Genomic DNA, 20,317 nt, shown 5'->3' on the forward strand with positions numbered 1-20,317 from the left:
AGTGAAAACCATGGCAATCCCTACTATTCCTGCGTATCCAATGCCAGGCACACAAGATTTACCCGAAAATAAAGTGAACTGGATACCAGATCCGAAACGTGCTGTTCTGCTGATACATGACATGCAGCAATATTTTTTAAATGCATTTCAACAAGATACATCACCGATTACAGAATTAGTTCAGCATATTGAACAATTACGTGATACATGCAATGAACTTGGCATTCCAGTCGTTTATACAGCACAGCCTGGCGACCAAGACCCGAAGGATCGTGCCCTATTAACAGATTTTTGGGGACCTGGACTTGGTGATGATGAAGCATTGACAAAAATCATTGATCAGCTTGCTCCATCTGAGGAAGATACAATGCTGACAAAATGGCGTTATAGTGCATTCAAGAAATCTAATTTTTTGGATATTCTTCAAGAAGGCGGACGTGATCAACTGATCATTACTGGCGTATATGCACATATTGGCTGTATGCTGACAGCCGCAGAAGCATTCATGCTCGATATTGAAACCTTTTTTGTCGCCGATGCCGTCGCTGACTTTTCACTTAAGCATCACAAAATGGCGATGACCTATGCAGCTGAACGCTGTGCAGTCACCACAACAACCAATCAAATCATTCGTCGTTTAACAGGACAGGAAGCAGAAAGTGATGACCTATCCTTTGAGGCCATTCTTCAGCAAGTAGCTGAGTATCTCCAAATGGAGCCGAATGAAATACCGCTTGACGAGAATCTCGTCTACCTTGGGCTTGATTCTATTAGAATGATGAGCCTAGCAGAAAAGTGGAGACAACAAGGAGCAACAGTCAATTTCGTTGAGCTTGCAGCAAATCCAACACTCGCTCATTGGCGGACTCTTCTTTTCCCAGAGAAACAGCCATCTATTCCAAATATCGATTATTTGTAAAGGAGGTATAGACCCTTGTCGATCCAGTCAGTCGATTCATTCCCACTAACCGGTGCCCAATCAGGCATTTGGTATGCGCAGCAGCTTGATCCATCTAATCCTATTTTCAATACAGCTGAGTATATAGATATTAAAGGTCCTATTGACCCCATACACTTTGAAGCAGCCATTAGAAAGACTGTCTTAGAAGCAGATTCCTTGTATATGCGCTTCGTTGAGGATACTGACGGTCCAAAGCAATGGTTGACATCTAAGAAAGAAATTCCATTTCAATTTATCAATTTACAAAATGAACAACAGCCGCTTGATGCAGCTAAAGCATGGATGAAGGCAGATCTTTCAACACCAGTCTCTTTAGAGAAAGATGTATTATTCCGTGAAGTACTTTTTCAACTTGCTGACGATCGATTTATTTGGTATCAGCGCATTCATCACATTGCCATTGATGGATTCGCCTTTTCGCTCATTGCACGTCGTGTTGCTGAGGTCTATTCCGCTCTATCGAAAGGGACATCTGTGCCTCCTCAAACATTTGGAGTCTTACATGACGTAGTTCAAGAGGAGATCACTTATCAACAGTCCAATCGATCTGAAGATGATCGAGCGTTTTGGAAAAATCGCTTTGCTGATCAACCTGAAATTGTCAGCCTTGCGGAGCTTGCCCCAAGAACGTCGGATCATTTTATCCGAAAAACAGCTAGCTACGATGCCGCAAAGGTAAGCAAAATGAAAAAAAATGCTCTAGCCTTCGGTGGTACGTGGCATGAAATGATTCTTGCGGCATCCGCACTCTATATGCACCGTATGACTGGTGCGCATGATATTGTTTTAGGATTACCTGTGATGATGCGCCTTGGATCGTGCGCCTTACAAACACCCGGAATGGTCATGAACCTAGTACCACTTCGTTTAACATGTAAACCAGAAATGACGCTCTCAGCACTTGTTCGCCAAGTATCTGATGAGCTAAAAGCCATTCGTCCTCATCAACGATATCGTCACGAGGACATGCGGAGAGACTTTAAACTTATCGGAAGAAATCAGCGATTATTTGGCCCACAGATCAATATCATGCCATTTGATTATGATCTCCAGTTCGATCAGAGCATTGGTCAAGCACATAATCTTTCGGCAGGACCCGTGGATGATATATCGATCAACATATACGACCGCGCGGATGGGAACGGATTTCAAATCGACTTTGATGCAAACCCTGCCGTTTACAAAGAGCAAGCAGTTGACGCTCACCAGCATCGTTTTCTTCAATTGCTAGAGGAAATAACCGGACTGGAGCAAGATCAGACGATTAGTCAATTCAACCTTCTTTTGTCTGAAGAAAAAGAGACCATTCTCAATCACTGGAATGATACAAAACGAGAATTACCAAAGGAATCTTTACGGGAACTATTTGAAAAACAAGTGAACATAACGCCAGAAGCTAAAGCACTACAGTTTGAAGGAATCACTTTGACCTACGAAGAGCTAAATCAGCGGGCAAATCAATTAGCTCATTATTTGAAAAAGCTCGGCATTGGACCAGAACAATTCGTCGCAATTGCTCTGCCTCGATCCATCGATATGGTCGTAAGTCTATTAGCCGTCGTCAAAACGGGAGCTGCATATCTGCCACTAGACCCAGATTACCCTAACGATCGTGTCGCCTACATGCTAGATGATGCCAAACCGGCGTGCCTGCTCACAGTCAAAGAGACAGCAGACGGTTTGGACCATCCGCACATTGTTCAACTGGATGATGCAGTTGTTCATCAGGAGATAGCAGGCAGTTCTCATCTCAATCCGACCTGGAGCGAGGGTTCCCCGCATCACCCGGCTTACATCCTCTACACGTCAGGATCGACAGGCAAACCAAAGGGTGTTGTTGTAACAAAGCGAAATGTAATCAACTTTATATTGTCCATGCAAGATTCATTTTTATTAGATCAAGAAGACCAACTATTAGCCGTAACGACCATTGCCTTTGATATTTCCGGGCTGGAAATGTTCCTCCCGCTATTACATGGGGCTGCTATTTTATTGGCAAAAAAAGAAACCATACAAGATCCAGCAAAGCTTTCAGATATGATTCGTTCTCATCATGTCACAATCATGCAGGCAACACCAACGCTGTGGCATGCATTGGCAGATGAATATCCTGACGTGATTACAGGTATGCGAGTTCTTGTTGGAGGAGAAGCACTCCCTGCCTCCCTTTTGCATACATTGCAATCTCTTCAATGCGACATTACCAATTTGTACGGACCTACAGAAACGACGATCTGGTCTACGATGGAAAATGTCACAGCACATCAAGAGAATAGCGGACCAGCAATTGGTAAACCAATTTGGAATACGAGCGTTTATATTTTAGATGAAGGACTAAACCCAGTCCCAGCAGGGTCAATCGGTGAACTATATATTGCTGGTGAAGGAGTATCTAGAGGATATCTTGGACGATATGATTTAACGGCTGAACGTTTTGTCGCTGATCCATTCGGCACAAGCGGCACGAGAATGTATCGTACTGGTGATTTAGCCAGATGGCGTGAAGATGGTTCGATTGATTATATCAGCCGTGCCGATCATCAAATTAAAATACGCGGCTTCCGTATTGAACTAGGTGAAATTGAAACCGTGATTATGCAGCACCAAGCCATTAAGCATACATCTGTTATCGTTCGTGAGGATCAACCTGGACAACAGCTGCTTTGTGCATATGTTGTGCTGACAGACGGCTCTTCTCTACACCCTTCAGAGCTCAGACAGTTTGTGGCTTCATTACTTCCTGATTACATGGTGCCTTCTGCTGTTGTCGTTTTGCCAGAACTTCCACTTACACCAAACGGCAAAATCGATCGCAAAGCATTACCAGTACCAAATATGTCTTTAGTTAGTTCTGAGCGTACACCTAGAACACCACAAGAAGACATGTTATGTAGTTTATTTGCAGAAACCCTTGGCGTATCTCAAATTGGCATAGATGATAGTTTCTTTGACTTAGGAGGACATTCCTTACTCGCCGCTCGTCTGCTTAGACGTATACGCGATACACTTGGCGCAGACCTAAGCATGAGTACCATTTTTGAATCTCCTCGGGTTGCTGATCTTGCGCAGCATATTGACAAAGCGAAGGACATTCGGCCGCCGCTTCAGGTAGAAGACAAGCCAGAGGAAATCCCGTTATCCTTTGCCCAAAAACGGCTCTGGTTCCTGCATTGCCTTGAAGGGCCAAGTCCAACTTACAATATTCCACTTGTCATTCAACTGACAGGTACACTAGATCAAAAAGCTCTAATTGGTGCTCTGGCAGATATCACTGAAAAACATGAAACCCTTAGAACCATTTTTCCAGATAAGAATGGCATGCCAAGACAGGTCATTTTACATCCGAAAAGTGTTCAGCCTGAGCTCCATGTCACAGCTTCAACCGATCAACAAATTGAGAGTCAGTTAAACGAAGCCATTCGCTATAGCTTTAAAATTGAAGAGGAACCTGCACTGCGAGCAGAGTTATTCACGCTTGATGCAAACCGATCCGTGCTGCTTCTATTGCTGCATCACATCGCTGGTGACGGCTGGTCACTTGCACCATTGACGAGAGACTTAGCTGCTGCTTACGAAGCCCGTATACAAGGAAAATCCATCTCCTTGCCAGCAGAACCTGTTCAATATGCTGACTATGCTATTTGGCAGCAGAAGCTGTTGGGTAGTGAAGAAGAGACAGATAGTCTATTTGCCAAGCAGCTCAGCTATTGGAAAGATGCCTTACATGACCTGCCTGAAGAACTTGAGCTGCCTTATGACTTCCCGCGGCCACAGGAAGGAAGCTTCAACGGTGCTACGATAGACTTTACGATTGAACCCGCTTTACATCAGAACCTCCTTGAGCTTGCCAAGCAGCATCAAGTGAGTTTGTTCATGGTGCTTCAAGCATCACTTGCAGCATTAATGACACGCCTTGGAGCGGGGACAGATATCCCTATCGGCAGTCCAATTGCTGGACGGAATGACGATGCACTTGACGACATTGTAGGCTTGTTTGTGAACACGCTAGTATTACGTACCAATACAGATGGTAATCCAACCTTTAGTGAGCTATTGAAGCGAGTGCGAGACGTTGACTTAGCAGCCTATGAGCATCAGGACCTGCCATTTGAACGATTAGTCGAAATCCTAAATCCAACCCGATCCAGATCACGTAATCCATTGTTCCAAGTCATGCTTGCCTTCCAAAATACACCGAAGGCGGAAATGAAGCTGACACAGCTTGACTCAGATCTTTACGTGAAACCAGTAGGGTCAGCTAAATTTGATCTGACCATCGAATTGACAGAACAAAGAACTGAAACTGGATCAGCAGCAGGATTAACAGGTTTGTTTGAATTCAGTACAGATGTATTTAAAGAAAGTACCATTCGAGCAATCGCTGACAGAATGAAGCGCTTTTTAACAGAAGTGACTGAGCGCCCACACCTGTCGATTGGTCAAGTGAACATTTTATCAGATAAAGAGCGGCAAACATTTCTCCCTGATAAAAAGACATTCGCTCAGTTAGACCAAACACATAGTCTCCCAGCCTTATTTGAAAAAACGGCGAAGCAATACCCTGATCGAGTGGCTGTAACGTATGGCAAGGAGCAGCTTACCTACGGTGAGTTAAACAACAAAGCCAATCGTCTTGCTCATTTATTAATAGCAAGAGGCGTTGGACCAGAACAGTTCGTTGCACTTGCCCTGCCAAGATCAATCGATATGCTCGTAAGCTTATTAGCCGTTCATAAAGCAGGCGCAGCCTATGTTCCGCTTGATCCTGACTATCCAGCAGACAGGCTGGCATACATGATACAAGATGCCAAACCAGTTTGCAGCATCACAACAAACGCAGCTGCAGTGCATCTCCCTGCTGATTGCGATTTGATTTTGCTAGATGAAAAAGAAACGAGCGATCAATTGTTGACTACGCCGAATCACAATCCGACTGATATAGACAGAATTGAACCGCTATCTTCTCTGCATCCGGCCTATATTATTTATACATCCGGTTCTACAGGAAAACCAAAAGGAGTAGTCATCCCACACCAAAATGTCATCCGTCTTCTGACATCTACTGAACATTGGTTCCATTTTGATGAAGAAGATGTTTGGACAATGTTCCATTCGTATGCCTTTGACTTTTCAGTATGGGAAATATGGGGACCACTTTTATATGGCGGCCGACTTGTCATTGTACCTCATACCATCTCTCGCTCTCCTGAAGAGATGCTGCAGCTTCTAGTCGAAGAAGGGGTGACTGTGCTCAATCAAACACCTTCTGCCTTCTATCAGCTCATGCAGATAGACAAGGAACAACAAACACTTGGTCAATCATTATCACTCCGCTATGTCATCTTTGGCGGTGAAGCATTAGAGCTTAGCAGATTAGAAGATTGGTACAGCCGTCACTCAGACTGTAAGCCAAAGCTAATTAACATGTACGGCATTACAGAAACCACCGTACACGTTACGTACAATGTGCTCAATCGAGACATGATTACAAAGAAATCCAGCAGTTTAATAGGCGAGCCGATTCCTGATTTACACGTTTATGTACTGGATGAATACCTGCAGCCTGTTCCCCCTGGGACGACAGGTGAAATGTATGTAGCTGGAGCTGGCCTTGCAAGAGGTTATCTAGGCAGACCTGACCTGACATCAGATCGATTCCCTGCCGATCCTTATGGAGCACCTGGCACAAGGATGTATCGTACAGGCGACCTCGCGCGCTGGACAGATGATGGGGCACTTGATTACATTGGCAGAGCTGATCATCAAATTAAAATACGTGGATTCCGCATTGAACTTGGAGAAATCGAAGCCGTTCTGGCACGCCACGATGCAGTTGCACAAGTTGCCGTCATTATGCGAGAAGATCAGCCTGGTGACAAACGCTTAGTCGCTTATGTCGTCACAACTGAAGAAGACCGTTTCGATACAGAGACCCTTCGTCATTTTGCGGCAGCCAGTCTTCCTGATTACATGGTGCCCGCGGCTTATGTACAGATTGATACCATGCCGCTTACAGCAAACGGGAAGCTTGATCAAAAATCACTGCCGGCACCTCAATTGCATTTACAGCAAGCGGATGGCCGCGGCCCAAGAAACCCGAAAGAGGAAATCCTATGTCATCTCTTTGAAGAGGTGCTTGATTTGCCTAAAATCAGCATTGACGATCGCTTTTTTGACATTGGCGGGCATTCATTACTTGCGGTTCGTTTAATCAGCCGCATTCGTGATGCACTTGGTGTCAAACTAAGCATTGGAACATTGTTTGAAGCACCAAATGTTGCAAGTTTGGCAGAGAAACTAGAAACAGGAAGCGATGAAAACGCACTAGAAATCTTGCTGCCGCTGCGAACAAATGGAGAAAGATATCCACTCTTCTGTGTTCACCCAGCAGGTGGTCTTAGCTGGTGCTATGCCGGTCTCTTGAATACATTAGAGAAAGACATCCCTATTTATGGATTACAGGCACGAGGAATCGCAAGAAAGGATGACTACCCGCACACACTAGATGATATGGCTGCGGATTATATCAAGCACATCCAAACCATTCAGCCAAAAGGCCCTTATCATCTTCTTGGCTGGTCATTAGGTGGAAACGTTGTACAGGCAATGGCTACACAGCTCCAGCAGCAAGGTGAAGAAATCACTCTCGTTGCGATGCTGGATGCCTATCCGAACCATTTCTTACCGATTAAAGAAGCACCTGATGAAGAAGAAGCACTAATCGCTCTTCTCGCGCTCGGTGGTTATGATCCAGATACCTTAACAGGTGAACCTCTCACGATGAAAAGTGCTATCGACATCTTGAAAAAAGATGGAAGTGCACTAGCAAGCTTAAGTGAAGATGCCATTAGAAATCTAAAAGAAACCTACGTCAATTCAGTTCGATTGCTCGGAGAATATCAGCCAAAAACTTATCAGGGAGACATATTATTCTTTAGATCTACCATTATCCCAGATTGGTTTACACCTATTGATCCCAAAGCATGGGCACCTTATATCAACGGAACAATTGAACAGCACGACATTCATTGCCGGCACAAAGACATGTGCCAGCCTAAACCCCTAGCAGAAATTGGTGTCATCTTAGACAACGCACTGCATCGGGTCAAACAAAAGCACTAAGAATAAAGGAGAGATGACAAATGACAAATCCCTTTGATCGTGAAGACGGTGTATTTCTTGTGCTTGTCAATGAACAAGGACAGCATTCACTTTGGCCATCATTTGCACCAGTGCCAGATGGATGGGAAAAAGTCTTTGGTGAAGACACTAGAAATGCCTGCATCGATTATATTCAGACACACTGGCAGGACTTACGGCCATTAAGCTTATCAAAAGAACCTGCACTAGCAAAAACGGAATAAATCATCGCACCCTGATCTCCATCAGGGTGCTTTTTTGACAGAATAAACATCACCATCTTTCAGCTCTTTCTGCTACAATTCAATTGAGAATATTTATCAATCAATAAGAGATCAGGTGGTTTTATGGGAAACAACAATCAATTACGTACAAAGGCAAATGCCGAACAATTCATCTATCGATTAACATATACTGAGAAAATAAATAATGCAGAGCTTCCGCATACGGAGCAGCAGCTATCAGATACATTCTGCCTTCTTTTCAGCATAAGCGGCAGCGGTTTACTCACATTGAACGATCAAAAATGGCGATTGAAAAATATGACACTCTATACGATCATGCCTGGGGAAACATTTATGCTGAAAACAGAGCCTTATCAAAAACACGAGCTCTTTCTGTTTCGCTTTCAGCTCTACACGATGCAAGATCAAAACATAGGAGAAGTATCAACTGATCATGCCCGTTCTTTACTGAATGTATGGCAATTTATCGATATTAGCTCGATTGAACAAATTCATTCTTTACTGTCCGACATGACAGAGGAATGGCAAAAGCCTGAATCCATTAGCTTTTTTAGAAGCCAAACTCTTTTTCAACAGCTCATTTTACAGCTTTTCACACTGCATAAAGAAGATATTTGTGACACGGCACACGCCCTTTTTAAAACAAAACAATATATCGATCAGCATTCTGAAGAACCCCTCAGCCTTACAAGTCTATCTCAAATGGCTGGAATCAGCGCCAATCATTACAGTGAGCTATTTAAAAAGCATTTTGATGTGAGTGTGACTGATTATATCACCAAAAAAAGAATGGCTAGAGCCAAACAGTTAATGGCGAAAGGCAATGCAAAACTCAAAGATATTGCACTGGAAATCGGCTATCAAGATCCATATTACTTCAGCCGCATCTTTAAGAAAAAAACGGGCATCACCCCATCTACTTATATGAAAAGCCGTCAACGAAAAATTGCGGCCTATGGACATTCCATACTCGGTCAGCTCACACCCATTCATATCATCCCATATGCTGCCCCTCTTCACCCTAAATGGACAGCACATGATTTTGAGCATTATGCAGAAGAAATTCCGATTCACCTGAGTGCACATCGTATCAACGAGCACGCTGAAACCAATTTACAGCAATTAAAGGAAACAAAACCTGAACTGATCATTGCTAATGATCATGTGACAGCGGAAGAAAAACAAGTGTTGAAAACGATCTGTCCTGTTCACTTTGTTCCATTCACACAATTGGATTGGCGCGCTCAATTCAGACAAACAGCTATGTTCTTAAACGAAACGAGGGAAGCAGAAGAATGGCTGCTTTCTTACGAGGAACTCGTCATTCAAGCGAAAAAGGCATGCCTTATCGATCATCAACCAAAAACCATCCTCCCTCTTCGTATCTTTCAAGATCAGCTTTACTTGTCCGTAAATCGCACCATGTCAGAAGTAATTTTTCATGACATTGGCCTTCTGCCAGCTTTTCAGAATGATGGTGAGCTAATAGAAAAAAAAATCAGCATTCACTCTATACAGCAGTTAGACCCAGATGCCATCTTTCTCTTGTTGCATAAAGAGCCAAAAACCATTGCTTTTTATCAAAAATTAAAGCAGCAGGAGGCTTGGCAAAATCTCAAGGCTGTGACGCATCAAGCAGTCTATCCGCTTACTTCTGACCCTTGGCGCGAATACACAGCAGCCAGTCATCAACGAGTCATTCAGGACCTTTTATCTTTTTTTCCGTAAAAAGTCCATCATTCGACAGATCATTGTCTATGGATAAAAGGACGAAAGACTACTACAATCTTTAATTGAGAACAATTATCAGTTAAAGGAGAAAACAAATGAAAAAATGGTTAGCATTGCTTATCCTTTGTATCATGACGATCACCGCAGCAGCCTGTGGTGCTGCAGAAAATAAACCTGCTTCAAACACAACCAAAGGCAAGTCAGCTGAAGCAGCAGAAACAAACATCAACTACTTAGATCAAACGTACAAACTCAAAACACCAGTGAAACGAATCGTCATTGCTGGAAGCCTAGAATCAATGGAAGATGCAAAACTACTTGGTATTGAGCCTATTGGTGCTTCTACTGTAGGCGGCACTTTCCCTGAATTATTTAAAGACATCACAGCAAAAACAGAAGGCATCGGTGAAAAAACAGAACCGAACCTAGAAAAAATCTTAAAACTAAAACCAGACGTGATACTCGGATCAACCAAGTTCCCGCCTGCAACAATTAAAAAACTAGATAAAGTTAAAACAACGATCCCAGTATCCCATGTCTCTTCTGACTGGGAAAGCAATCTATTATTACTCGGCGAACTGACTGGAAAAAGTAAAGAAGCCAAAACCATCATCTCTGATTATCAGAAAGATCTCAAACAAGCGAAAGAAACTTTGAAAGACAAAAGCAGCAACAAAACAGCTGTCATTTTACGCATTAGACAAGGCGACCTATACGTGTACCCTGAAGACGTATACTTCAACTCTACTTTATATGGCGACTTAGGATTTACAGCACCAAGTGATATCAAAAAAGCCAAAGCACAAGCATTGATTTCATTGGAGCGCCTAGGAGAACTAAATCCTGACTATATTTTTGTTCAGTTCTCTAAAGAGGAAAACTCATCGAATCCAAATGCATTGAAGGACTTAGAGCAAAATAAAATTTGGACAAGCCTAAAGGCTGTGAAAAATGGGCACATCAATGAAAATGTCGTTGACCCTATGCTTCAAGGAGGAACAGCACTGAGCAAAACCACCTTCCTTGATAAGGCTGTCAAATGGTTAGATCAAAACAACTAAAAAGATGTGACTAATGACAAAGGGCTAAAATGATCTTTATTTTTAGCCCTTTGTCTTCTTTTCAGCGTAGCTTGAAAACTTGGAGGAGAGATTACATATGAACGGAACGTTTCTATATGACGAGTTTAACGGGCGTCAGCTTGATATTTACCTTCCACCGGATACCTCTGTTGATGTTCCAGCTGTCTTTGTACAAGATGGCTCTTCTTTGTTTAGAACCCGCCTGCTAGAGATCGAAAACATGATCGAAGCCAAAACCATCTCGCCTATCATCATTGTCGGCATACACCCCTTCAATCGACTCGATGAATATACACCATGGAAAGCAGCATCACTGCGTTCTGGATTCCCTGACTTTAAAGGCGAGGCACAGACGTATGTGTCATTTTTAGCGAATGATTTGCTCCCATATATCAAAAGAGAATACCCAGTTAAAGAGACTTGTGATGAACATGGTCACATAGGTGCTTCATTAGGTGGACTATTTGCTATTTATACCTTATTCATGCACCCTGCCCTTTTTAAAAACATCGCATCCCTCTCCGGGTCATTTTGGTATCAAGATTTTCTACCATTTGCTAAACAACAAAACATTCAGTGTCTGGGTCACCTTGTCTATTTGTCGGTAGGCAGTGAAGAAGGGAAAGGCAAAACATCTGTACAACAGCACATGCCTTTATTCAACAAACAACTGCATGACCTTCTATTACAGAAAGGGATGCAGGAATGGCAGCTGCACTTTCACATCGAACAAGGAGAGGGCCATCACCTAAAACAATTTCAAAAAAATTTCTTATCGGCCATTAAGTGCTTTTATAAAAGAAAACGCTAATTTTTTATCAGCAAGGCACAAAGTCGATATGGTATATTGGAACGTATAGATTGAAAGGGAGGGATTTGCGCATGAGACCTTTACAAATCTCAGCCGATACCGCACAAAAGCTTGCTGCATCACTCAATGTACCGTTAGAGCAAATTATGCATATGCCGCAGCACATTTTATTAGCTAAATTAGCGGAGCTTGAACAGAAGAAAGATCGTTCTTAAAGAAATAAAGGAGTTTACATTCATGAAACAACAACTAGAAAAATCAACATTACATCCTCGCAGTACAGGGCAAACTGTCTTGCTGATTGCTGGGATTTTACTCATTGCATTTAATCTGCGGCCTGCCATTACGTCCGTTGGCCCTGTTATCGGCGCAATTCGTTCCGATTTGCAGCTTTCAAATGGACTTGCTGGTTTTCTCACAACATTACCACTGCTCTCATTCGCATTGCTTTCTCCAATTGCACCTAAAATCGGAAAACGCCTTGGCAATGAACGAACTCTTTGGCTTGGACTTGCTGTCCTTCTATTTGGGATTGTGATTCGCTCGTTAGGCACCATCACCTTCTTAATGGTCGGAACAGCGCTAGTCGGCGTAGGAATTGCGATTTGTAATGTACTCCTACCCGGGCTCGTGAAGCATAAATTTCCTGCACATGCTGGATTGATGACAAGTGTCTACACGACCTCAATGTCAGTCTTTGCTGCACTTGCATCAGGTGTTAGTGTTCCACTCAGTCATACGATGCCTGGCGGCTGGAATACATCTTTCCTTGTATGGGCTGGACTTGCCCTTCTTGCTATGATGGTGTGGGCGCCGCAGCTTCTTCATCAGGACACAGCGGCCGTCAAAAGCATTTCACTCGCAGCACAGCCAATATGGCGTTCACGTGTCGCATGGCAGGTGACCTTTTTTATGGGCTTGCAATCATTCCTTTTCTACAGCAGTATCGCATGGTTTCCTGATATTTTAACATCACATGGAATGAATCTGGCGACAGCTGGATGGATGCTGTCTATTATGCAGTTCACTGGTCTGCCATCCACCTTCTTAACGCCCGTTTTTGCAGAAAAATTAAAAACGCAAAGACCGCTTGTCGTCGGCCTTGTCCTTGTGTATTTACTCGGCATGATTGGACTTCTTCTCGGAGGATCGACACCTATTCTTGTCATCTCTGTCCTATTGATTGGCGTTGGACAAGGAGCCAGTATCAGTCTTGCCCTCACATTTATCGGATTACGAACAACTAATATGGAACAAGCAGCTGCCCTCTCTGGAATGGCGCAGTCTCTCGGTTATTTATTAGCCGCTGTTGGTCCATTCATGATCGGTATCCTTTTTGATTTCACACATACATGGACACCATCGATTATCATCTTTATCATCATCCTATTTTTCATGTTTTTATCCGGTATGCGTGCCGGACGCAGTGTCTATATTTCAGATCCTTCATAAAAAAAAAGAACCCGCCTCCTCGTAGACGGGTTCTTTTCTATTTATGCCTGCTCTGTCACATGTACCTTTAACGTTGCTTGTACCTCTGGATGAAGCTTCACCGGTACATTTGTATAACCTAATGCACGGATCGCGTCATTTAGTTCGATTTTACGCTTATCGAGTTTAATTTGATGATCCTTTTGCAATTTATCAGCGATTTGTTTGCTTGTAATTGAACCAAACAAACGGCCGCCTTCACCTGATTTAGCAGTGAGTTCCACTGTTAACGCCTCAAGTGTTTCTTTTAGTTGTTTTGCTTGTTCAAGCTCTTCGATGGCATTCTTTTTCTCTTTGTTTTTCTGCCCTTCCAATGCACTTAGGTTCGTTGGAGTTGCTTCAACAGCTAACCCTTGTTTGATGAGAAAGTTGTGAGCGTATCCGTCTGCTACATTCTTGACTTCGCCTTTTTTCCCTTTGCCTTTTACGTCTTTTAGAAAGATGACTTTCATCTTTGAACCCCTCCTTCGAAATATTCGTCTATGGCAGCCTTTAACTTCTCTACCGCTTCTTCAATGGTTATACCATAAATCTGGGTTGCAGCGTTAGTCAAATGACCGCCGCCATCTAACGCTTCCATGATAATTTGAACGTTGATATCCCCTAATGATCTTGCACTAATGCATACCGTATCGTCATCTCGTCTAGCGACAGCAAATGACGCTTCTACCTCACTCATCGATAGCAAGGAATCAGCCGTCTGTGCAATCGTAATTTGATCATAATACTCAGAGCTGTCTGACGGCAATGAAGCGATTGCTACCTGATCTTGATACAGCTCAGTATGCTGAATGAGTTTTGCCCGTTTGATGTAATGATCGACTGTTTCTTTTAAGAACTTTTGCACAAGGACAGGATCTGCTCCCTTCGCACGAAGGTAGGATGCTGCATCGAACGTTCTTGACCCCGTTCTGAGGGAGAAACTCTTCGTATCAACGATGATCCCAGCAAGAAGCGCCGTAGCCTCAATCATATTAATCCGCAATTTCTTCGGCTGATACTCTAAGAGCTCTGTCACAAGTTCTGCTGTAGATGAAGCATACGGTTCCATATAAACAAGTAAAGGATCACGGATAAATTCCTCGCCTCGTCTATGATGGTCAATGACCACGACGTTTTCAATCTTATTCAGCAGTCGTTCCTCCATGACAAGGGACGGTTTATGTGTATCTACGACCACAAGCAGTGTGTCATCCTTTGCAAGCTCCATAGCTTCCTCTGGCGTGATAAAACGTGACCAAAGCTCTTCATAGTTTTTAATTTCACTAATTAAGCGTTGAACACTGTCTCCAATTTGGTTGGCATCAATAACAATATAGCCTTCTTTTCCATTGGCCTGGGCGACCTTTAAAATCCCGATGGATGCACCGATTGAGTCCATGTCTGGGAATCTATGTCCCATGATCATGACATTACCGCTTTCAGATACAATTTCTTTTAAAGCATGAGAAATGACCCGTGCGCGTACGCGTGTCCGTTTCTCCATTGGATTCGTTTTTCCGCCGTAGAATTTCACTTTACCATTCGGCTGTTTAATGGCTACCTGATCTCCGCCTCGTCCGAGGGCAAGGTCAAGACTCGACTGTGCAAGTACTCCAAGCTCTTTTAAAGAAGGAACGGATGCACCAATTCCGATACTCAGAGTAAGCGTCGCACTATGTGCCCCTGTTTTCTCACGAACCTCGTCTAATATGGAGAATTTCGACGCTTCAAGCTCGGCTAAGATGCTTTCATTTAGAACCGCCATAAATCGTTCAGACGAAATTCTCTTCAGGAAAATACCGTATTCTTGTGCCCAATTGTTTAAAAGAGACGTCACTTCACTATTAATCGCGCTGCGCACTTGATCGTCAAGGCCCTGCGTGACATCGTCATAATTGTCTAGAAAGATATAAGATAATACCGTTCGTTCATTTTCGTACTGTCTTTCAATCTGCACCTGTTCCGTGACATCAAAGAAATATAAAAGGCGCTCTGACCGTTTAATAATGACTTTGAATTTCCGATCATTCAGCGTCACATTTTCTGTTTCGACCTCTTGTTTAATAAGCGGCACAATGGACTCGAATGTATCGTACAAGGATCTGCCGACAAGCGTGCTTTCATGAAAGCACGAAGCGAGAAATGGATTCGTCCATTCGATATAATACTGGTCATTAAACAGCATAATACCAATTGGCATCTCCATTAATGCTTCTTCTCCAACCTTTTTGACTCGATAGGATAATGTTGAAATATACGAATCAATTTCTTTTTGCACTTGCCTGTCTGCCCACTTTAAGAAGTAGAGCACACCCGCAAGAACGAAAAGACCAACCGCTCCTATGATCCAATTAAAATAAAGGTTGAGGAGGACTGTGACCACCGCAAGGACAATTAATGCGATGATCGGATACTTGATGACAGGTTTTCTATAGAAGCTTGGCACTGATATCAACTCCTCAACATTCAGAGTGAATTATTTGTTTTTACTTTTTCTCTTAAATCAAAGCCTATGTCAGCAATTCCTATAATACGCACAATCGTACCGATTGGCGGATAGAGAACCGCTAACACAACAGCGAATATCGGTACCACTTTTGAGATATTTTTTTCGTGGCAATAATAGAAGATAAAAGAAAGTCCCTGAATAAGCACCAGTATAAATAAAATTTGAAACGCACTCGTTTGAACGAGCCATAAAAAGCTGCCTTTTTCCGTCTGAATCAACATCAAAAGCAACGTGAGTAAATAATACCATACCATGCTTTTTGGCAGCCGCATATCCTTAAATTTCTTCAAGACTGGCATGTCTGGAACGAACCGTTTGATTAAGGGCCGAACGAACCAGTGATTCACAAATGACATCATTGTGACACAAATTAATAGCGCTACAGGTAAAGCACTTAATGCCGTATCCTGAATCTCTCTGAACTGCTTCAGCTGCTTTGCAATGTCCTTCTCAGACGCACCGGATTGCTTTAAGGTACTCTCTACCATCGGCATCATTTGCTCAATCGACTCTTTCGCCATATTCATGATATCGATCTGAAAGAGCTGAACACTGACAACAAAGGAGATGAGAAAACTGAATAAATAAATCAGCGCACCTGTTATGATGGCATTCCCAGGCTGCCGTCTTCTGTAAAAAACACCCATACCTAATCCGACAGCAATCAATATTGGCGCAGTCATGAGACCATTTATAGACCCAATTAAAAAGCTGATCACTATGCCAATAGCGCCAGCAGCAACTCCTTTTTTCAAGCCGTGTCTAATTGTATAGAGGATGATTGGAATCGGAGCAGCTAGAAAGAAAATAATCGATAATAGCGGCACGTACAGATAAAACAGCGTCATGACCGAGAAAATACTGATCATGATTGCGCCCTCTACTAACGCTTTTGTTTGTTTCACACCTTCACCTCTATCCAATCCTTTTTCTATATCTTGCTCAATGTGTACTTCTATGTATACGTATGATGTAAGCTCCATCATGTCTTGCCCCAACCTTTATTTTACCATAGCGGCAAATCGCAAGTAAAATGCAGGCTATCCTGGGAACGTTTCACGTGGAACACCAATATGAAATCGCACATGCAAGTTTTTAAACAGCATGTTACAATTTTTAAGATAATTCTTAGCTATAAACCCTGAATTCAAGGTCAAAAGCTGTTAGAATAGAAGCATCATCAATAAATGTAAGAAGGAGAATTCACATGGGAAAAACACTCGTATTCGGACACAAAAATCCTGACACAGACACGATTTGCTCTGCTATTGCTTACGCTGATCTAAAAAACAAAATCGGCGTTCAGGCAGAGGCCGTCAGACTTGGAGAAATCAATGGAGAAACACAATACGCATTAGATTTCTTTAAACAAGAAGCACCTCGTTTCATTGAAACGGCTGCAAATGAAACAAAACAAGTCATTCTTGTCGATCATAACGAATTCCAGCAAAGTGTAAGCGATATTGATCAAGTACAAGTGACTGAGGTCATTGACCACCACCGTATTGCCAACTTTGAAACAAGTGAACCTCTTTACTATCGTGCTGAGCCTGTAGGATGTACAGCAACGATCTTAAACAAAATGTACAAAGAAAACCAAGTGACAATTGAAAAAGAAATCGCTGGTTTGCTTTTATCTGCGATCATTTCTGATTCCTTACTATTCAAATCCCCAACATGCACACAGCAAGACATTGATGCTGCGCATGAGCTTGCTAAAATCGCTGGGGTAGACCCAGAAGTTTATGGCCTAGATATGCTGAAAGCAGGCGCTGACCTAAGCCAAAAAACAGTTCAAGAATTAATTACCATTGATGCAAAAGAATTTGCGCTAGGCAATAGCAAAGTGGAAATTGCGCAAGTCAATACAGTAGATATCGCAGAAGTAACAGCAAGACAGGCTGACATTGAAGCGAAAATCAATGAAGTCATTGCAGCAAAAGGTCTTGATCTATTTGTTCTAGTCATCACAGACATTTTAGAAAACGACTCACTTGCTCTTGCACTCGGTGCCGAAGCAGCAAAAGTTGAAAAAGCATTTAACGTCACTCTTGAAAACAACACAGCTTTACTAAAAGGTGTTGTATCAAGAAAGAAACAGGTCGTACCTGCACTAACAGACGCACTTTCTTAATCTACACGAAAAGACTGCTGAATCACTCAGCAGTCTTTTTTTAATGAATATACATATCACTAACGAGAATATCCTTCAGCACACTTGTTGGAATCGTAAATTCAACAACACCCATGTAACCAGGCGCCACAGCATATTCGTTAAAAGAAATCACAAGCTTCCCTTTTGAATTGATATAGAAGTTTTGATCCGGCTGAATTTTCTTAAATGGATCAACCGTATCTTGCTTGGTAATCCAGTAGATCTTGTTTGAATCCTCTTTCATCTGTTTCTTCATTTGTTCTTTAATATTTTCACTAATCACATCAATATAACGATCATCTTTAAATAGGCTTGGTAATGTAATAAGGACATGGTTTTTCTTATCAACCGTATCATATGTCATTTCCTCTGAAGCAGAAGCCTGAGTCGTCACCTTGTATCGACCTAGTGAAAGGATTTGATCATTGTTCGTTCTCACTTCATAACCGCTCTCAACACTTAAATGACCATTTTTATAACCCTTTGTTTCCTTTTCAAAATCTTGATACAACTTTTTGTTTTCAGCTAAATATTTTTGATTCAGACTGTCTTGTAATGCTCTATCCCCAAGCCCTGAAACATGTGGTGTTTTGAGATCAATATCCGTTCCTTGATCGCTCTTTTTAAATTCTGTAAACGTCACAACTTTCACCAGCTCGCCAATGACAGGTACCTCTGAAATCGCTCTTGCTGCTTGTGGACTGACATTAACAGTCGTGACAAAAAGAGCAGCTGCAGCAACAAGTCCGATGGTCCATTGCTGAAAATGAGGTTTTCTATTTTTTCGTTTTAACGTCCGTTCAACCATAGCATCATATTCTGGCGGAATTGGAATTTCTAAATATTCCTCTTTTAACTGTTCCAAATGCTTATCCATTTAAACTTCCTCCTGCGATAATTCTACTTTTAAAAGCCTCAACGCCTTGTATAATCTTGTTTTAATGGTGTTTTCATTTTCTTCGAGTATCTGGGCGATATCCTCCAGTTTTAAATCCTCAAAAAATCTCAATATAATGATCGTCCGATACATCTCCGGCAAGTCCTCTATAGCCCGTCTGACGTCTTGATCCTCATAGACATCTGACTCTCCCTTTGATAAGAATTCAAGTGTGTCATCGTCTGTCACTTGCACCCGTTTCTTCTTTCGTAAAAAGTCTAGCGCAGCGTTCACCACGATTTTATAAAACCAGCTATGCATCTTACTTGCATCCTCTAATCGGTGAACAGATTTGAGTGCTTTATGAATGGCCTCTTGGACAACATCCATGGCATCCTCTGGGTTTTTGACATAGCTATAGGACAATCGATAAAAACTGTGTTTATGCTCCATTACGTAATCCGCAAATTGATCATCAATCTTTTGTTTCTTCATTTTACAAAGAGCTCCTTTATCTTAAATGCGCATCTGTTATTTCTTACATTGGATAGACGCGCATCTTCTGAAAATAGTTTGTGCTCGCTTATTTTTTTAACATGTCATTGTATTTACGGTTCTATACAAAAAGAGTGAACCTGATGGGTTCACTCTTTCGCAGCCACTATTTTTTGATGGACAAAGGATTTTAGGGAGGACAGCGGATGTATGATAGGCACGCCTGTCTCCTTCTCCACCTGTTGTGCAGCATGTACCATCGAGAGCTGCATCACACAAATTTCCCTATGCTGCTTCACAGATCGTCTCAGCTGCACCATGATACGCTCATGATAGGCTTCCATCTCACCGTTTAAACAAAGATGAAAGACATCCTCTAGCACAAGTATTTCTGCCTCAACCTGCTTTCCCCGTTCTTGTGCATATGCATACAAACGATGCATCGTTCCTTCGACTGTGTCAGGGTTTGAAAACACTAGCTGAAGCGGCCCCTTTCTCTCACAAATCTGCTCAAATAAAGGCTCATCTATCGGCACAATCGGTTGTTGAAAAAGATGCTGCTGATCTCCTAATGCCGCAATGTATTGTGTACACGTTAATAAGATCAGATCAGCCTCTCTTTCTTGCATCAGTCGATCGATAGCATAGGCTTGCTGATGATGAAGGTCAAATGCGGGATCTTGTTTGGCTCGTTCCATAAATGATGAATCGACTATGTGATGCACGTCAAATGATTTCCCGGGAAAAGCGTCTTCGATGTAAGGAATATTGGACGGATGGGCATGAAGGCAGTGTAATCGAATCATCTGGGTCGCTCCTCGTGAAAGTTTTTACTCAT

General features: G+C 42.5%; 15 protein-coding genes. 9 read left to right on the forward strand and 6 right to left on the reverse strand.

Annotation, left to right across the window (positions count from 1 at the left end; translation table 11 throughout):
• The first annotated feature begins 10 nt into the window (after positions 1-10).
• The 8 genes from AKG37_RS11490 to AKG37_RS11520 all read left to right on the forward strand — a co-directional run bounded on the left by AKG37_RS11490 (position 11) and on the right by AKG37_RS11520 (position 13,422).
• On the forward strand, positions 11-919 hold the full coding sequence (locus AKG37_RS11490; RefSeq protein ID WP_060698930.1) for an isochorismatase family protein: 909 nt from the start codon (positions 11-13) through the stop codon (positions 917-919).
• 15 nt (positions 920-934) lie between these two features.
• The gene (locus AKG37_RS11495; RefSeq protein ID WP_060698931.1) at positions 935-8,083 is read left to right on the forward strand and encodes an amino acid adenylation domain-containing protein; all 7,149 of its coding nucleotides are present in this window, start codon (positions 935-937) and stop codon (positions 8,081-8,083) included.
• Positions 8,084-8,103: 20 nt separating this feature from the next.
• Entirely contained in the window at positions 8,104-8,325 is a 222-nt protein-coding gene (locus AKG37_RS11500) for an MbtH family protein (RefSeq protein WP_060698932.1), read from the forward strand.
• A gap of 123 nt (positions 8,326-8,448) precedes the next feature.
• A complete protein-coding gene (locus tag AKG37_RS11505) occupies positions 8,449-10,074 on the forward strand; it encodes an ABC transporter substrate-binding protein (RefSeq protein WP_060698933.1) in 1,626 nt (541 codons plus the stop codon).
• Between the two features lie 98 nt (positions 10,075-10,172).
• Positions 10,173-11,138, forward strand: coding sequence for an iron-hydroxamate ABC transporter substrate-binding protein (locus tag AKG37_RS11510; protein ID WP_060698934.1), 966 nt, complete (start codon positions 10,173-10,175; stop codon positions 11,136-11,138).
• A 97-nt stretch (positions 11,139-11,235) separates the two neighbouring features.
• Positions 11,236-11,970: an alpha/beta hydrolase gene (locus AKG37_RS11515; RefSeq protein ID WP_060698935.1), complete on the forward strand. Its 735-nt coding sequence runs from the start codon at positions 11,236-11,238 to the stop codon at positions 11,968-11,970.
• A gap of 71 nt (positions 11,971-12,041) precedes the next feature.
• A complete protein-coding gene (locus AKG37_RS18570; RefSeq protein ID WP_008347524.1) occupies positions 12,042-12,185 on the forward strand; it encodes a YycC family protein in 144 nt (47 codons plus the stop codon).
• Between the two features lie 22 nt (positions 12,186-12,207).
• On the forward strand, positions 12,208-13,422 hold the full coding sequence (locus tag AKG37_RS11520; RefSeq protein ID WP_060698936.1) for a CynX/NimT family MFS transporter: 1,215 nt from the start codon (positions 12,208-12,210) through the stop codon (positions 13,420-13,422).
• Between the two features lie 41 nt (positions 13,423-13,463).
• On the opposite strand, the gene rplI is transcribed toward AKG37_RS11520, so the two are convergent.
• Genes rplI through AKG37_RS11535 form a run of 3 tightly spaced genes read right to left on the reverse strand, consistent with a single transcriptional unit; the run spans position 13,464 to position 16,935 of the window.
• Entirely contained in the window at positions 13,464-13,913 is a 450-nt protein-coding gene (gene rplI, locus AKG37_RS11525) for a 50S ribosomal protein L9 (protein ID WP_060698937.1), read from the reverse strand.
• Positions 13,910-15,889: a DHH family phosphoesterase gene (locus AKG37_RS11530; RefSeq protein ID WP_060698938.1), complete on the reverse strand. Its 1,980-nt coding sequence runs from the start codon at positions 15,887-15,889 to the stop codon at positions 13,910-13,912. The genes rplI and AKG37_RS11530 overlap by 4 nt, the downstream gene beginning before the upstream one ends.
• 20 nt (positions 15,890-15,909) lie before the next feature.
• The gene (locus tag AKG37_RS11535) at positions 15,910-16,935 is read right to left on the reverse strand and encodes a YybS family protein (protein ID WP_237697728.1); all 1,026 of its coding nucleotides are present in this window, start codon (positions 16,933-16,935) and stop codon (positions 15,910-15,912) included.
• A gap of 224 nt (positions 16,936-17,159) precedes the next feature.
• Between AKG37_RS11535 and AKG37_RS11540 the strand changes: the two genes are divergently transcribed.
• Positions 17,160-18,086, forward strand: coding sequence for a manganese-dependent inorganic pyrophosphatase (locus tag AKG37_RS11540; protein ID WP_060698939.1), 927 nt, complete (start codon positions 17,160-17,162; stop codon positions 18,084-18,086).
• A 40-nt stretch (positions 18,087-18,126) separates the two neighbouring features.
• Here AKG37_RS11540 and rsiV read toward each other — a convergent pair whose 3' ends face one another.
• From rsiV to AKG37_RS11555, 3 genes are all read right to left on the reverse strand, one after another.
• Positions 18,127-18,984, reverse strand: a complete 858-nt coding sequence (gene rsiV, locus AKG37_RS11545; RefSeq protein ID WP_060698940.1) for an anti-sigma-V factor RsiV — start codon at positions 18,982-18,984, stop codon at positions 18,127-18,129.
• Entirely contained in the window at positions 18,985-19,479 is a 495-nt protein-coding gene (locus tag AKG37_RS11550) for an RNA polymerase sigma factor (RefSeq protein ID WP_060698941.1), read from the reverse strand. It abuts the gene before it with no gap.
• A 149-nt stretch (positions 19,480-19,628) separates the two neighbouring features.
• Entirely contained in the window at positions 19,629-20,285 is a 657-nt protein-coding gene (locus AKG37_RS11555; protein ID WP_060698942.1) for a hypothetical protein, read from the reverse strand.
• Positions 20,286-20,317 lie beyond the last annotated feature (32 nt).

The organism is Bacillus australimaris, assembly GCF_001307105.1.
Taxonomy (GTDB): domain Bacteria; phylum Bacillota; class Bacilli; order Bacillales; family Bacillaceae; genus Bacillus; species Bacillus australimaris.

Excerpts from the sequence above, each read along its gene's own strand:
- AKG37_RS11535 (WP_237697728.1), bottom strand. The coding sequence starts at position 16,935 with ATGGAGCTTACATCATACGTATACATAGAAGTACACATTGAGCAAGAT.
- AKG37_RS11515 (WP_060698935.1), top strand. The coding sequence starts at position 11,236 with ATGAACGGAACGTTTCTATATGACGAGTTTAACGGGCGTCAGCTTGAT.
- AKG37_RS11500 (WP_060698932.1), top strand. The coding sequence starts at position 8,104 with ATGACAAATCCCTTTGATCGTGAAGACGGTGTATTTCTTGTGCTTGTC.
- rsiV (WP_060698940.1), bottom strand. The coding sequence starts at position 18,984 with ATGGATAAGCATTTGGAACAGTTAAAAGAGGAATATTTAGAAATTCCA.
- AKG37_RS11550 (WP_060698941.1), bottom strand. The coding sequence starts at position 19,479 with ATGAAGAAACAAAAGATTGATGATCAATTTGCGGATTACGTAATGGAG.
- AKG37_RS11490 (WP_060698930.1), top strand. The coding sequence starts at position 11 with ATGGCAATCCCTACTATTCCTGCGTATCCAATGCCAGGCACACAAGAT.
- AKG37_RS11520 (WP_060698936.1), top strand. The coding sequence starts at position 12,208 with ATGAAACAACAACTAGAAAAATCAACATTACATCCTCGCAGTACAGGG.
- AKG37_RS11555 (WP_060698942.1), bottom strand. The coding sequence starts at position 20,285 with ATGATTCGATTACACTGCCTTCATGCCCATCCGTCCAATATTCCTTAC.
- rplI (WP_060698937.1), bottom strand. The coding sequence starts at position 13,913 with ATGAAAGTCATCTTTCTAAAAGACGTAAAAGGCAAAGGGAAAAAAGGC.
- AKG37_RS18570 (WP_008347524.1), top strand. The coding sequence starts at position 12,042 with ATGAGACCTTTACAAATCTCAGCCGATACCGCACAAAAGCTTGCTGCA.
- AKG37_RS11540 (WP_060698939.1), top strand. The coding sequence starts at position 17,160 with ATGGGAAAAACACTCGTATTCGGACACAAAAATCCTGACACAGACACG.
- AKG37_RS11505 (WP_060698933.1), top strand. The coding sequence starts at position 8,449 with ATGGGAAACAACAATCAATTACGTACAAAGGCAAATGCCGAACAATTC.
- AKG37_RS11510 (WP_060698934.1), top strand. The coding sequence starts at position 10,173 with ATGAAAAAATGGTTAGCATTGCTTATCCTTTGTATCATGACGATCACC.